The following is a 13370-nucleotide window of genomic DNA, read 5'->3' as shown; positions in this document are numbered from 1 at the left end:
CATCAGGACGGCCGTTTCGCTTGAGGAACGGCTGGCCTGCCCTTCACCATGCGGCGCGATGCGACCCCGCTCCGCCGCCAGAAGAACGGGAGTATGCTATTCATGTTGAAGACCCTTGCCATTCTCGTGTCCGCCACGGCCCTGACCGGCGCGGGTGCCGCCATGGCCCAGACGGCGCCCCAGACCGCACCGATCCAGCCTGTGCCTGCCCAGACGGCCCCGGCGACCCCGGCCAAGACTGCTCCGGCAGCCCCGACCACCGCGACGCCCGCCGCAACCGGTACCATCGTCCAGATCCTGGCCGCGACGCCGGATCGCAGCACGCTGGCGGGCCTCGTCACGACGGCGGGCTTGACTGCCGATCTGTCCGGCCCCGGCCCCTTCACCGTCTTCGCGCCGAGCAACGAGGCGTTCAGCCGTATGCCCCCGGGCGCGCTCGACACGCTGAGCAAGCCGGAGAACAAGGCCACGCTGGCGACGATCCTGAAATACCATGTCGTGTCGGGCAAGGTAACCGCCGACCAGCTCAAGGCGCAGATCGCGGCGGGCAACGGCACCGCCACGCTAACGACGCTCGCCGGTCAGCCGCTGACGGCGCAGCTCGGCCCTAACGGCAATATCATGCTGACCGATGTGAACGGCCAGAAGGCCTATGTCGACAAGGCCGATGTGCAGGCGACCAACGGCGTCGTGCATCTGACCAACGGCATCAACGTGCCGAAGATCGGCTAAGTCGGCGGATCGTCGAAACAGGAAAAGGCGGGGCTTCGGCCTCGCCTTTTTTTTATGAAGTCCAGCGTTCGGCGGCCGCCGTGTCGCTGTCTCGCGCCTCGACCCAGCGGGCATCTTGTCCCCGCGTCTCGCGCTTCCAGAAGGGCGCGTCGGTCTTCAGCCGGTCGATCAGATAGGCGCAGGCGTCGAGCGCGTCGCGGCGATGCGGGGCCGCCGCCAGGACGAGCACGATCCGCTCGCCCGGCCGCATCGGGCCGACGCGGTGGACGATCGTTGCAGCTTGGAGCGACCAGCGTTCCGCCGCCTCCTGTGCGATCCGCTTCAACGCCGCCTCGGTCGCGCCGGGATAATGTTCGAGTTCAAGGCTATCGACCCCGTCATCGGCGCGGACCAGCCCGCAAAAGCTCGCCACCGCGCCGACATCCTGCCCCTCGATCCGCGCCATTTCCTCGGCGAGATCGATCGGGGCGACCGATACCAGGATACGGATCATCCGCCCGTCACCGGCGGGAAGATCGCGACCTCGCGGGCATTGCCGATGGCCGCATCGAGGCCAACGAAAGTCTGATCGACCGCGGCGCGCAACCGCTCCGGTTCGGCCATCGCCTCGGCATAGCCGCCGCCGCGCGTCGTCAGCCATGCGACCAGGTCGCCGACCGTCACAACGTGCTCGGGCGGCGTCACCGTCTCCTCGGCCTGTCCGATCCGTTCCCGGACCCAGGCGAAATACAGGATCGTCAGCGTCATCAGCTATCCATATGCTTAAGGCCGACGCGGAGATAATCCCAGCCGGTGACGAGCGTCAGCACCGCCGCGGCCCAGAGCGCCGCCAGGGCCGCCACATGCATCCACGGCCAACCGGGCAGCGCGCCGCCCAGGATCAGACCACCGAGCGCGATCAGTTGCAGTGTCGTCTTCCACTTGGCCAGTCGCGACACGGGCACCGACACTTGCAACTGCGCCAGAAACTCGCGCAGTCCCGACACCGCGATCTCGCGCAGCAGAATGACGAGGCCCGCGACCACGCTCACCCCACTCAGCACCTGTACCGCGACCAGCACCAGGATGACCGAGGCGACCATGATCTTGTCGGCGATCGGATCGAGAAAGACGCCCAGCTTCGACACCGCCCCCTGCGCACGCGCGAGATAGCCGTCGAAGTAATCGGTGATGCCCATCAGGCAGTAGAGGGCAAAGGCGATGCCGTAGCCCAGTGCCCAATCGGGTTGCCACAACAGCCCCGCGAGCAGCGGCACGGCCAGGATTCGCGAGAGCGTCAACAGGTTGGGCAGCGTCAGCATGCCGCCTTCTAACCGCTCGTTCGCCCATGACAAACCGCTTTAAGCGGTTGGCGATATGGGTGCGCATAGCTATGTTGCTGTCATCCTGTTGCCACGATCGGGCCATTTTTCGTTATGCTCAATGCCCTCGGGCTTCTCAAACAGCGTCGCTTCCTGCCGCTGTTTGCCACCCAGTTTCTCGGCGCGTTCAACGACAACCTGTTCAAGACGTCGATGGTGTTGTTCGCCACCTATGCGATCTTCACCGACCCCCATTCCGAGTTCTATTTCAACTGCGCCGCGACCGGCGCCGCCATCCTGCCCTTCGTCTTCCTGTCGGCGCTGTCGGGGCAATTGGCCGACAGCCACGACAAGGCCAAGATCATCCGCATCGTGAAGACGGTCGAGATCGGCATCATGCTGGTCGGTGCGGGTGGCCTGCTGATCGCCAAGGCGGGGTACACGACCGCCGGACTGGCGCTGATGCTGGGTACGGTGCTGGCGCTGGGCGTCCATTCGACTTTTTTCGGGCCGATCAAATACGCCATCCTGCCCCAGCATCTGGAGGCCGAAGACATATTGGGCGGCACCGGCCTGGTCGAGGCGGGGACCTATCTGGCGATCCTGCTCGGCACGGTCGCGGCGGGGTGGATCCCGATCGAGGCGGCCGCCATCGGCGTGCTGGTCGTCGCGGTGATCGGCTGGTTCCTGGGGCGTCAGGTGCCCCCGGCCCCGCGCGAAGGCCCGCCGCTGAAGCTTAACTACAACCCCTTTACCGCTTCGTGGCGGCTGATCTCGGCGACGCTGCATATCCGCCGCCTGTTCCTGGCGATCATCGCGATCAGCTTCTTCTGGACGATCGGCGCGGTCCTCATCATCATCTTCCCGCCGCTGGTGAAGAATGTCCTGACGGCGGACAAGGAAGTCGCCAGCCTGGCTATCGCCATCTTCTCGATCGGGGTCGCCATCGGATCGGTGGTCATCAACACGATGCTGAAAGGTGAGATTTCGGCGCGCTATTCGCCGATGTCGGTCATCGCCATGGGCGCCTTCGTCGTGCTGTTCTCGTTCCTTTGCCGCAACTGGACCCCGGCGGTTGGCGGCGGCCTGTATAGCTGGCAGGCGTTCCTGGCGGAACCGCGAGCCATCGGTATCCTCGCCACGCTTCTGGCGATCGCCACGACCGGGGGCATGTTCGTCGTGCCGCTCTATGCCTTCCTGACCACCACGGTCGAAAAGGATCAGACCGCGCGAACGGTAGCGGCGAACAACATCGTAAACTGCTTCGCCATGACGATCGGCTCGGTCCTGGCCTTTGCGATCAGCGCGGCGGGCGTATCATCGGCCGACATGCTGTTCGTCGTCGCGGGCATGTGCCTCGTATCGGCATGGCTCGCACTGCTGCTGCATCGTGCCTGCGACGAGGTTTCCGCCGAACCGGCTTAAAACAGAAACGTGTAGATGCTGATGAAGAAGGCCGTGAAGCTGAGGACGAACAGCCGGATATCCTGATCGTCGTCCTGTCGCCTCCGCGCTTTGACGGGGGGCGGCAGCGTGCGCCGAAAAGGGTGGCGGGCGGCTTCGTTGGTCAGGACTAGGCGGCGTCTCATAGCCCCCTGTTAACGTCTCGTTTACCGTTTCGGCAGCGGCTCGATATCGGACCGTCTGTCCCCGCTGCCCCGTATCGAGACAGCGGGGATCGAGACTTAATGGTCGTGTGCGCCCGACGCGCCGATGCCCGTCTCCGAGCGGATACGCTGCGCCGGATAGCCCGCCTTGTCGACCGCCGCACGACCGCTGCTATCGGTGATCGACACCAGCCAGATGGTCAGGAACGCCAGCGGCATCGAGAAGATGGTCGGCGAGCCATAGGGGAAGATGGGCGCGGCATGGCCCAGGACGTTCACCCAGATGGCAGGTGACAGGATGGTCAGCACGAGCGCGGTCAACAAGCCGACCAGGCCGCCCGCCACCACGCCCCGCGTCGTGCAGCCCGACCAGAGCAGCGACAGGAACAGCACAGGGAAGTTGGCCGACGCCGCCAGCGCGAAGGCCAGGCTGACCATGAAGGCGACATTCTGCTTCTCGAACAGGATGCCCAGCAGGATCGCGATGACCGCCAGCACCAGCACGGTGATCCGCGACACCCGAAGCTCGGAAGCGGAGTCCGCCTTCCCCTTCTTGATGACGGTCGCATAGAGGTCATGACTGACCGCCGAGGCTCCCGACAGGGTCAGACCGGCCACCACCGCCAGGATGGTCGCGAACGCCACCGCCGAGATGAAGCCCAGGAACAGGTTGCCGCCGACCGCCTGCGCCAGGTGGATCGCCGCCATGTTGCTGCCGCCACGCAGTGCGCCATCCGCATCGAGGAAGCCAGGGTCGGTCGCGACCAGCACGATCGCGCCGAAGCCGATGACGAAGGTCAGGATGTAGAAATAACCGATCCAGCCCGTCGCCCACAGCACCGAGCTGCGCGCCGCCTTGGCATTGGGCACCGTGAAGAAGCGCATCAGAATATGCGGCAGGCCTGCCGTGCCGAACATCAGCGCAGCGCCGATCGAGATGGCGGAGATCGGATCCTTGATGAACCCGCCCGGCCCCATGATTGCCCGGCCCTTCGTCACCGCTTCGTCCGGCCCTGCGCCCGCCAGGGTGGCCAGCGCCGTCTTCACCTCGACCGCGCGGGCGAACAGCGCCTCGGGGCTGAACCCGAACCGCGCCAGCACGGCGATCGCCATGAAGCTGGCAGCACCCAGCAGCATCATCGCCTTGACGATCTGGACCCAGGTCGTCGCGGTCATGCCGCCGAACAGGACGTACATCGTCATCAGCACGCCGACGATGATCACCGCATAGCCATAGGGCAAGCCGAACAGCAGGCGGATCAACTGCCCCGCCCCGACCATCTGCGCGATCAGATAGAATAGGACGACGAGCAGCGTCGAACAGGCCGCTACCATCCGCACCGGCGTCTGGGCGAACCGGAAGGACGCGACATCGGCGAAGGTGAACCGCCCCAGATTGCGCAGGCGTTCGGCCATCAGAAACAACAGGATCGGCCAGCCGACGAGAAAGCCGATCGAATAGATCAGCCCGTCATAGCCATCGGCATAGATCTGCGCCGAAATCCCCAGGAAGGATGCGGCGGACATGAAGTCACCCGCAATCGCCAGGCCGTTCTGAAAGCCGGTAATCCCGCCCCCGGCCGTATAGAAATCGGAGGCCGTCCGGGTTCGCCGCGCGGCCCAGCGGGTGATGGCCAGCGTTAGCGCGACAAAGGCCGCGAACATGCCGATCGCGGTCCAGTTCGTCGCCTGCTGGACGGCAGGGCCGATGGCATGAGCCTCGGCTGCCGAGACGGGCAGAAGCGTCAGGGCGGCGGCGAGCGAGATCCCTCCGCGCATCATGCACCATACTCCGCCCGAAGCGCGTCGATGACCGGATCGAAATCGCGATTGGCCCGCCATACGTACAGGCCGGTCAGCACGATCGCGAGGGCGATCACCCCCAGCCCGATTGGTATGCCCCAGCTCGTCGCGCCCCCGCTGACCGAATGGGCGAGCAACGCCTTGTCGAAGGCGATGGTCAGGACAAACCCGAAATAGACGATCAGCATGATGACCGTCAGGACAGTCGTGAAGCGCCCTCGCTTGCGAACCAGCGCGATGTAGCGCGGATCGCTGGCCAGACGGGCTGCGGCATCCTCCATGGCAATCTCCTAACCCCCGCACCGTACATCGGTGTCGTGGCCGCCATGCTCCCCCGCCCCCGCCGTAACGTCAAGCGCGATTGGGGCGATAGGCGTTCAGGTCGATGCCGTGCCGTGCGACCTTGTCGTAAAAGGTCTTGCGCGGGATGCCCAGCACGGCGAGCGCCGCGCGGACGTCGCCCGCCACTTCCTCGAGCACGGCGCGGATCGTCGCGCCCTCGAATTGCTCGACCCGTTCGGGCAGGGGTAGCGGATCCCCCGCCTCGCGCGCTTCGCCGAACAGGCCCAGCGCGACGCGGTTCGCATAGTTGCGCACCTCGCGCACATTGCCCGGCCAGTCGTGCGACAGCAGCCGCGCCTGGATACTGCCGTCGATCATCGGCACTGGCCGCCCGAAGCGCTCCGCCGCCTCGCGCAGGAAATGAGCAAAGAGCAACGGCACGTCGGCCCGCCGCTCGCGCAACGGCGGCACGCGTAGCCGCACCGCGTCGAGCCGGTAGAGCAGGTCGGCGCGGAAACGCCCCTCCTCCACGGCACGGGCCAGATCGGATTTGGCGGCGGCCACGATGCGCAGGTCGAGCAGTTGCGGATCCTCCGCCCCGATCGCGCGGACCTCCCGCTCCTCGACCACGCGGAGCATCCGGCCCTGGAGCGCCGGGGCCATGCTGTCCACCTCGTCGAGGAACAGCGTGCCGCGATGCGCCGCCGCGATCCGCCCCGGCGTCCGGCCATGCGCCTGGCCGAACAGCTCGTCCTCGGCAATCGCCTCGGGCAAGGCGGCGCAGTCGACCGCGATGAAGGGCCGCGTACGCCTGGCGCTCCAGCGGTGGAGCAGCAGCGCGACCAGTTCCTTGCCCGTCCCCGTCTCTCCCTCGACCAGCACGTCGACATCGGCCTGCGCCACCTGTCGCACCGTATCGCGAAGCCGCATCATGACCGGGGTCTCCCCGATCAGCGGATAGGCGCCCTGTGCCTCCTCCGCCGCCTGTCGCAACCGCCGGTTGTCGAGGACCAGTCGCCGCATCTCCAACGCGCGTTCGGCGCTGGAGATCAGGTGATCGGCGGCAAAGGGCTTGGCGACAAAGTCATGGACGCCCTGCTTCAGGGCGGCGACCGCCATCGGTACGTCGCCATGACCGGTCATCAGGATCACCGGGATTTCGGCGTCGATCGCGGCCACCCGCTTCGACAATTCGATCCCGTCCAGGCCCGGCATGCGTATGTCGGACACGACCATGCCGGGAAAGTCGGCGGTGATCGTCGCCAGCGCCGCCAGCGGATCGCCATGCGCCTCGACATCGATCCCGGCCAGCTCGAACGACTGGGCCAATGCCTGACGCAGCACCGTGTCGTCATCGACCAGAAGGACCCGCAACGTCTCGCTCATGCGCGGCGCATCCTCAGACGAAAGCCTGCACCGCCCAGACTTGAGGGGATGGTTTCCAACACGCCGCCAAACTCCGTCATGATATCCCGCGCAATCCCCAGTCCCAGGCCCAGTCCATCGGGCTTGCCGGTCACGAAGGGGGTGAAAATCTCGGTCGCGATGGCCGGGTCCAGACCGGGGCCGTTATCCTCCACGGTCAGTTCGACCCCATCGGGATGCTCGACGACCGTCAGTCGCACGCGCGGCGAAGGGGTCTCCGCCACGGCGTCCAGTGCGTTCTGCAGCAGATTGACCAGCACCTGCTCCAGCCGCACGCGCCCCGCCACAACCCGGGGCAGTGCCCCGCCCCTCGGCCGCTCCAGCGCGACCCCGGCGGTGCGGAACCGGTCGCCGATCAGCAGCATCGTGCCGTCCAGCACCGCCTCCAGCGACACCGGGCCCAGTCCATGCGTACCGCGCCGGACGAAACGCCGCATCTCCTGGACGATCGAGCCGATCCGTTCGGTCAGCTCGACGATCGTTGCCAGATTGCCCGCGGCCTTGTCCGGCTTGTCGCGCGACAGGAAGGTGCGGGCATTGTCCGCCAGCGTGCGGATCGCCGCCACCGGCTGGTTGATCTCATGCGCCACGCCCGCCGTGATCGAGCCCAGCGAGCCCAGCCGATTGGCCTGGGCCAGTTCCTCTCTCGCCGCGCGGAACCGCTGGTCGGCGCGGATACGCTCGGAAATCTCGACGGTCAGCTGGTCGTTGGTCGCGCGCAGTTCCGCCGTGCGCCGGGCGACCTCCTCCTCCAACGCCTCGCGCGCCATCGCCGCGCGTTCGGCGCGTGTCCGTCGCCAGATCGCCAGCAGCGTCAGCCCGATCAGCCCGACCGCGATCAGGGCGGTGACCGAACGGACCCAGCCGTCCGCCTCCTTCAGTGCGGGCTTCGAGGGAAGGACATGAACCAGTTGCCACCGGGGCAGCGGCGCGGGCGTGACGCCGACGATGTAGCGAGTCCCCTCCCGGTCGGTCGCATCACCGCCCGCGATTCTGTAGGGGCCGGGGCGAAGAGCGATCGTGCCGAATTGCTGGCTTTCGCGGATCGCCAGCTTCGCCGAAGGGGTCAGCGGACGGGTCAGCGTGAACTCCGCGGCGGGATCGGTGGTGACCACGACCACGCCGTGATCGTCGAGCAGCAGCGTCTGGCCCGCATCGCTCGCCCAGGCCTGTACCATATGCGCGAATTCGACCTTCACCACGACCACACCGTCCGGGGCAGTCGCAGGACCGATCCTTCGGGCAAGAAACAGGCCGGGCCGGTGGCTCGTATTGCCCAAGGCGAAATATTCGGACGTGCCGGTTCGCATCGCCTGCCGGAAATAGGGACGAAACCCATAATCCCGCCCGACAAAGCTGTCCGCACGCCCGGCATTGGAGGCAGCGACCGTGCGCCCGCGCCTGTCGATGGCGTAGATGACCGGCGCCCCGGTCCGCTCCGCCAAGCCGCGCAGCTTTTCGTTCAGCCGCGCGGCGGCCTGCACCGACCCGTTGCGCAGGGCGTCACCGACATCGGGATATTCGACCAGGACGATGGGCAGCAGCCGGAAGCGCTGCAACTCGCTGCTCAGCAGCCTTTCTTCCTGCCGGGCGATGCGCAGGGTCTCGCCCTTGAGATCGGACAGCGCCTGCCGATGGGCGTAGAGACGCAGCAGCGAACCTGCGACGACCGTCAGCAGTACGACCGCCAACAGCGGCAGGGCATGGCGCCGAACCAAGGCTCGGCCGCGATAGGACGGCAACGACATATGTGCGAAATATCGCAACCCGTGCCCGAGCGCCATGCGGATTTTCGCGCGACATAGGGCAACGCCACGTCATCTATCGTGGTATTTCAAATTCTTAGCTGCATTTTCGATAAAATTGAATTCCCCTGCGGCATTCCGCACACTGACGGCAATTCGGAAGCGCGGCCTACCGCGTCCGGCCCACTTTTTGTAGAGGATGCTGAAAAGTCATGATCGCTCAAGATTATGCCGTGGCAGAGGCGCCCCGTCGGGCGCGTATCTGGTCTCACCTGTATGTGCAGGTTCTGTTCGCGATCGCGCTGGGCGCGATCATCGGTCATTTCTGGCCGAGCTTCGGCGAATCCCTGAAGCCGATCGGCGACGCCTTCATCAAGCTGGTGAAGATGATCATCGCCCCCGTCATCTTCCTGACCGTCGTCACCGGTATCGCCGGCATGCGCGAACTGGGTTCGGTCGGCCGCGTCGCCGGCAAGGCGTTCTTCTACTTCGTCACCGTTTCGACCTTCGCGCTGATCGTCGGTCTGGTCGTCGCCAATGTCGTTCAGCCGGGCGCGGGCATGAACATCGATCCCAGCACGCTGAAGGTCGGGTCGATCGCCGAATATACCGCCAAGGCGCATGACACGACGGTCACCGGCTTCCTGCTGGGCATCATTCCCGATACGCTGATCAGCGCGTTCACGCAGGGTAACATCCTGCAGGTGCTGATGGTCGCCATCCTGTTCGGCATCTCGATGGCGCTGGTCGGCGAGCCCGCCCGCCCGCTGCTGAACAGCCTGGAGCGGATCAGCGTCGTCATCTTCCGCATGGTCGGCATCCTGATGCGGGCCGCCCCGATCGGTGCCTTTGGCGCCATCGCCTTCACTATCGGCAAATATGGTGTCGGCAGCCTGGTCAATCTCGGCGCGCTGGTCGCGACCTTCTATCTCACCTCGATCCTGTTCGTCGTCGTCGTGCTGGGCACCATCGCCCGCGCCAACGGCTTCTCGGTCCTGAAGCTGATCCGCTACCTGAAGGCCGAACTGCTGCTCGTCCTCGGCACCTCGTCGTCCGAAGCCGCCCTGCCCAATCTTCTCGTGAAGATGGAAAAGGCCGGTTGTGAAAAGTCGGTCGTCGGTCTGGTCGTCCCGACCGGCTATTCGTTCAACCTCGACGGCACCAACATCTACATGACGCTGGCCGCGTTGTTCATCGCCCAGGCCTGCGGCGTCGACCTGTCGCTCGGCCAGCAGCTGGCGCTGCTCCTTGTCGCGATGCTCTCGTCCAAGGGTGCTGCTGGCGTCACCGGTGCGGGCTTCATCACCCTGGCGGCCACCCTGTCGATCGTGCCGGACGTGCCGGTCGCGGGCATGGCGCTGATCCTGGGTGTCGACCGCTTCATGTCGGAATGCCGCAGCCTGACCAACTTCATCGGCAACGCCGTGGCCACCGTCGTGGTCGCCCGTTGGGAAGGCGCCCTCGACAAGGACGCCCTCGACGCCGCACTCAGCGGCAAACCGATGCTCTCCACCCCTGCCACTGTCCAGCCGGCCATCGCCTGATCCCTATCCCGGCACGACCCGGCCGACCGCATCGGCCGGGTCATTTGTTTACCGGGATGCTATAAGGCAACCGACGCGACGACATATTGGTTTGATTGAGGGGGATTTTCCATGAAGTTTCTATGGCTTGTCGGCACCGCCATGGTGTCGGCGATTGGGGTTGCCGTTTCCCCGGCTATGGCACAGACCGTCACCCCGAAGGCCGCTGCCGAACCCGCCAGCCCTGCCAGCACCGCCTATCCCACGAGCGCGGCGGGCGATGGCAACACCGTGGCAGGTTATAATCAGTCCCGCTGGGCCGAGGACTGGCGCAAATATTGCGATCCGTCCAAGCGCGACGACTTTATCGACGCCCTGAAATGCGTGAAGCTGACCGAGGACGGCAAGTCCTATGTCACCTTCTCGGGCGAGCTTCGCACCCGCGTCAACATCACCACCAATCCCAACCTCCGCGAAGTGCAGCAGCAGCGTCAGGATATCGCCCGCATCGTCGGCGGCGCGGATGTCCACCTCGGCGATCATTTCCGTGTCTTCGGGGAGCTCGGCCGCGCCGAACTCCAGGGCATCAACCTTGGCGCACCGGGCGGCAATCTGCGCAACCAGCTGGCGGTGCAGCAGCTCTTCGCCGAGGTGAAGGGCAAGGCGCTGGGTCTGGACGTCGGCGTGCGCGCCGGTCGCCAGGAATTCTTCGACGGGCCGCAGTTGCTGACGGTCGGTCGTGACAATAACACGCTGTTCTTCGTGCTGGACGGCGTTCGCGCCTATGCGCGCGGCAAGGATGCCCGGGTCGATATTTTCGACCTGAACTACGTCACCTATGGCTTTCAGGGCATAAGCGACGACAAGACCAACCCGGACGTGCGCTTCTCGGGCGCGACCTTCGGCTTCCGCCTGTCGCCCAAGCTGTTCGGCGGGTCCAAGCTGTACCTCGACCCGTTCATCTGGCGCCTCCGCAACCGCCGGGCAGTCTGGGGTCCAACGACCGGGCTGGAGGAACGCTACTTCCTCGGCCTCCACGCTTATGGCGATGCCGGGCCGGTCAATATCGACTGGACCGTCAACAACCAGCGCGGCACCTTCAACAACCGTCCGATCGAGGCGTGGCAGGCGTTCATCGCCCAGACCTATCGCCTGGGTAACAAGCCGGACGCGCCGCGGGTCGGCGTGCATTTCGACTATGGCTCGGGCGGCGGTGCCTATCAGCGGACGGGCGAGCTGAACACGACCAACGGCCTGTTCGGCAACAACATCTATTATAGCTATGGGCTGTTCCTGACGCCGACCAACCTGCTGTACACCGCACCGAACTTCACCTTCTCGCCGATCAAGGGCGTGCGTCTGGCGACCGAATATGGCTTTGCCTGGCGGCCCGACGAGTTCGACGCAGTGTACCGCGCCAACGGCTCGGCGCTGCCGGGCACGCAGAATGTCCGCGGCAAGAAGGTGGCCGAGGTCGCCCGTCTTCAGGCGACATGGACCATAACGCCGCGTCTTTCGTTCGTTGGCCGTTACGAACATTTCAAGGCGGACACGGTGCTGCAACGCGCCAACTTGAAAAGCTCGGATTTCTGGGCAGGATGGTTGAGCTTCCGCTTCTAACAAGGCGACAACGCCGAAAATTGTAAAGGGGAGTATGACATGACCAGTATCACCGCCGATCCCGGGCGCGAGCGGTTGAAGGCCATCATAGGTGGCTCGACCGGCAATCTCGTCGAATGGTTCGACTGGTATGTCTACTCCGCCTTCACCCTGTATTTCGCCCCGCATTTCTTCCCGTCGGAGGATCGCACAGCGCAGTTGCTGAGCGCGGCGGCCGTGTTCGCGGTCGGCTTCATCATGCGGCCGATTGGGGCATGGGTCATGGGCATCTATGCCGATAGCCGGGGCCGCAAGGCGGGGCTCAGCCTGTCGGTCACGCTGATGTGTGCGGGTTCGCTGATCATTGCCGTCACGCCGGGCTACCAGACGATCGGCCTGGCCGCCCCGGCGTTGCTGGTGCTGGCGCGCCTGATGCAAGGGCTGTCGGTCGGCGGCGAATATGGCGCCAGTGCGACCTATCTTTCGGAAATGGCGGGCAAGGACCGGCGCGGTTTCTTCTCGTCCTTCCAATATGTCACGCTGATCTCGGGCCAGCTGCTCGCCATCTGCGTCCTGCTGATCCTGCAATCGACCATGTCCGAGGCGGCGCTGGACGAATGGGGCTGGCGCATCCCGTTCGCCGTGGGCGCGGTGCTGGCGGTCGTCGTCTTCTATATGCGGCGTGGCCTGGCCGAGACCAACAGCTTCAAGAACGCCAAGAAGGACGGCGCGCCCAAGTCGGGCCTGGTTCAGCTGTTCACCAAGCATCCCAAGGAAACGCTGACGGTCATGCTGCTGACCGCGGGCGGCACCCTCGCCTTCTATGCCTATTCGATCTACATGCAGAAGTTCCTGGTCAACACCAGCGGCTTCAGCCGTGAGGTCGCCAGCCAGATCAACGCCGTCACCCTCTTCGTCTTCATGCTGCTCCAGCCGGTGGCGGGCGGCCTGTCGGACCGGATCGGACGCAAGCCATTGATGGTCGCATTCGGCATCGCAGGCGTGCTGCTGACCTATCCGATCTTCTCGACGCTGGAGACGACGCGCGATCCGATCGTCGCGGGGGCGCTGGTCATGGGCGCGCTGATCATCGTCACCGGCTATACGTCGATCAACGCCGTGGTGAAGGCCGAGCTGTTCCCGGCGCATATCCGGGCCCTCGGCGTCGCCCTGCCCTATGCGCTAGCCAATACCATTTTCGGCGGCACGGCGGAATCGGTCGCGCTGCTGTTCAAGAAGGCGGGCTTCGAACAGGGCTTCTACTGGTATGTCACCGCGATGATCGGCATCTCGCTGATCGTGTACCTGCGGATGCGCGACACCCGCAAGAACAGCCAGATCGTCGAGGACTGA

Annotated in this window: 13 protein-coding genes; 5 read left to right on the top strand and 8 right to left on the bottom strand. The window is 65.4% G+C overall.

Annotated features, from left to right (window positions below):
* Positions 1-102: 102 nt before the first annotated feature.
* A complete protein-coding gene (locus ACWKSV_RS04610; protein ID WP_076718158.1) occupies positions 103-732 on the top strand; it encodes a fasciclin domain-containing protein in 630 nt (209 codons plus the stop codon).
* 52 nt (positions 733-784) lie between these two features.
* Here the strand turns inward: ACWKSV_RS04610 and ACWKSV_RS04605 are convergent, their stop codons facing one another.
* Genes ACWKSV_RS04605 through pgsA form a run of 3 tightly spaced genes read right to left on the bottom strand, consistent with a single transcriptional unit; the run spans position 785 to position 2033 of the window.
* A complete protein-coding gene (locus ACWKSV_RS04605) occupies positions 785-1225 on the bottom strand; it encodes a molybdenum cofactor biosynthesis protein MoaE (RefSeq protein WP_076716180.1) in 441 nt (146 codons plus the stop codon).
* A complete protein-coding gene (gene moaD / locus ACWKSV_RS04600) occupies positions 1222-1479 on the bottom strand; it encodes a molybdopterin converting factor subunit 1 (RefSeq protein ID WP_172839660.1) in 258 nt (85 codons plus the stop codon). The genes ACWKSV_RS04605 and moaD overlap by 4 nt, the downstream gene beginning before the upstream one ends.
* The gene (pgsA, locus tag ACWKSV_RS04595) at positions 1479-2033 is read right to left on the bottom strand and encodes a CDP-diacylglycerol--glycerol-3-phosphate 3-phosphatidyltransferase (RefSeq protein WP_076716178.1); all 555 of its coding nucleotides are present in this window, start codon (positions 2031-2033) and stop codon (positions 1479-1481) included. The genes moaD and pgsA overlap by 1 nt, the downstream gene beginning before the upstream one ends.
* Before the next feature lie 114 nt (positions 2034-2147).
* Between pgsA and ACWKSV_RS04590 the strand changes: the two genes are divergently transcribed.
* The gene (locus ACWKSV_RS04590; protein WP_191864514.1) at positions 2148-3458 is read left to right on the top strand and encodes an MFS transporter; all 1311 of its coding nucleotides are present in this window, start codon (positions 2148-2150) and stop codon (positions 3456-3458) included.
* Here the strand turns inward: ACWKSV_RS04590 and ACWKSV_RS04585 are convergent.
* From ACWKSV_RS04585 to ACWKSV_RS04565, 5 genes are all read right to left on the bottom strand, one after another.
* Positions 3455-3622, bottom strand: a complete 168-nt coding sequence (locus tag ACWKSV_RS04585; protein WP_167345429.1) for a hypothetical protein — start codon at positions 3620-3622, stop codon at positions 3455-3457. The genes ACWKSV_RS04590 and ACWKSV_RS04585 overlap by 4 nt on opposite strands.
* A gap of 96 nt (positions 3623-3718) precedes the next feature.
* Positions 3719-5422: a cation acetate symporter gene (locus tag ACWKSV_RS04580; protein WP_249024811.1), complete on the bottom strand. Its 1704-nt coding sequence runs from the start codon at positions 5420-5422 to the stop codon at positions 3719-3721.
* Positions 5419-5724 carry a DUF485 domain-containing protein gene (locus ACWKSV_RS04575; RefSeq protein WP_056434975.1) on the bottom strand — a complete coding sequence of 102 codons (306 nt, stop codon included), beginning with the start codon at positions 5722-5724 and terminating at the stop codon, positions 5419-5421. The genes ACWKSV_RS04580 and ACWKSV_RS04575 overlap by 4 nt, the downstream gene beginning before the upstream one ends.
* A 70-nt stretch (positions 5725-5794) precedes the next feature.
* Positions 5795-7111 (bottom strand): sigma-54-dependent transcriptional regulator, encoded by a 1317-nt coding sequence (locus tag ACWKSV_RS04570; RefSeq protein WP_076716177.1) that lies wholly within the window; start codon positions 7109-7111, stop codon positions 5795-5797.
* Positions 7108-8898, bottom strand: a complete 1791-nt coding sequence (locus ACWKSV_RS04565) for a sensor histidine kinase (RefSeq protein ID WP_076718153.1) — start codon at positions 8896-8898, stop codon at positions 7108-7110. The genes ACWKSV_RS04570 and ACWKSV_RS04565 overlap by 4 nt, the downstream gene beginning before the upstream one ends.
* Positions 8899-9107: 209 nt before the next feature.
* On the opposite strand from ACWKSV_RS04565, the gene ACWKSV_RS04560 reads away from it, so the two are divergent.
* From ACWKSV_RS04560 to ACWKSV_RS04550, 3 genes are all read left to right on the top strand, one after another.
* A complete protein-coding gene (locus ACWKSV_RS04560) occupies positions 9108-10439 on the top strand; it encodes a dicarboxylate/amino acid:cation symporter (protein WP_076716175.1) in 1332 nt (443 codons plus the stop codon).
* Positions 10440-10550: 111 nt separating this feature from the next.
* Positions 10551-12038: an alginate export family protein gene (locus ACWKSV_RS04555; protein WP_083706651.1), complete on the top strand. Its 1488-nt coding sequence runs from the start codon at positions 10551-10553 to the stop codon at positions 12036-12038.
* A gap of 39 nt (positions 12039-12077) precedes the next feature.
* Positions 12078-13370 (top strand): MFS transporter, encoded by a 1293-nt coding sequence (locus ACWKSV_RS04550; RefSeq protein ID WP_076716174.1) that lies wholly within the window; start codon positions 12078-12080, stop codon positions 13368-13370.

The sequence above is a fragment of the Sphingomonas sp. SphC10 genome (assembly GCF_057004845.1).
Note: the sequence above shows the minus strand (reverse complement) of the source record. Positions and strands in the feature narration are given on the sequence as shown.

Bases quoted from the DNA above. Each gene is read 5' to 3' on its own strand.
- ACWKSV_RS04610 (WP_076718158.1), top strand. From the start codon at position 103: ATGTTGAAGACCCTTGCCATTCTCGTGTCCGCCACGGCCCTGACCGGC.
- ACWKSV_RS04605 (WP_076716180.1), bottom strand. From the start codon at position 1,225: ATGATCCGTATCCTGGTATCGGTCGCCCCGATCGATCTCGCCGAGGAA.
- moaD (WP_172839660.1), bottom strand. From the start codon at position 1,479: ATGACGCTGACGATCCTGTATTTCGCCTGGGTCCGGGAACGGATCGGA.
- pgsA (WP_076716178.1), bottom strand. From the start codon at position 2,033: ATGCTGACGCTGCCCAACCTGTTGACGCTCTCGCGAATCCTGGCCGTG.
- ACWKSV_RS04590 (WP_191864514.1), top strand. From the start codon at position 2,148: ATGCTCAATGCCCTCGGGCTTCTCAAACAGCGTCGCTTCCTGCCGCTG.
- ACWKSV_RS04585 (WP_167345429.1), bottom strand. From the start codon at position 3,622: ATGAGACGCCGCCTAGTCCTGACCAACGAAGCCGCCCGCCACCCTTTT.
- ACWKSV_RS04580 (WP_249024811.1), bottom strand. From the start codon at position 5,422: ATGATGCGCGGAGGGATCTCGCTCGCCGCCGCCCTGACGCTTCTGCCC.
- ACWKSV_RS04575 (WP_056434975.1), bottom strand. From the start codon at position 5,724: ATGGAGGATGCCGCAGCCCGTCTGGCCAGCGATCCGCGCTACATCGCG.
- ACWKSV_RS04570 (WP_076716177.1), bottom strand. From the start codon at position 7,111: ATGAGCGAGACGTTGCGGGTCCTTCTGGTCGATGACGACACGGTGCTG.
- ACWKSV_RS04565 (WP_076718153.1), bottom strand. From the start codon at position 8,898: ATGTCGTTGCCGTCCTATCGCGGCCGAGCCTTGGTTCGGCGCCATGCC.
- ACWKSV_RS04560 (WP_076716175.1), top strand. From the start codon at position 9,108: ATGATCGCTCAAGATTATGCCGTGGCAGAGGCGCCCCGTCGGGCGCGT.
- ACWKSV_RS04555 (WP_083706651.1), top strand. From the start codon at position 10,551: ATGAAGTTTCTATGGCTTGTCGGCACCGCCATGGTGTCGGCGATTGGG.
- ACWKSV_RS04550 (WP_076716174.1), top strand. From the start codon at position 12,078: ATGACCAGTATCACCGCCGATCCCGGGCGCGAGCGGTTGAAGGCCATC.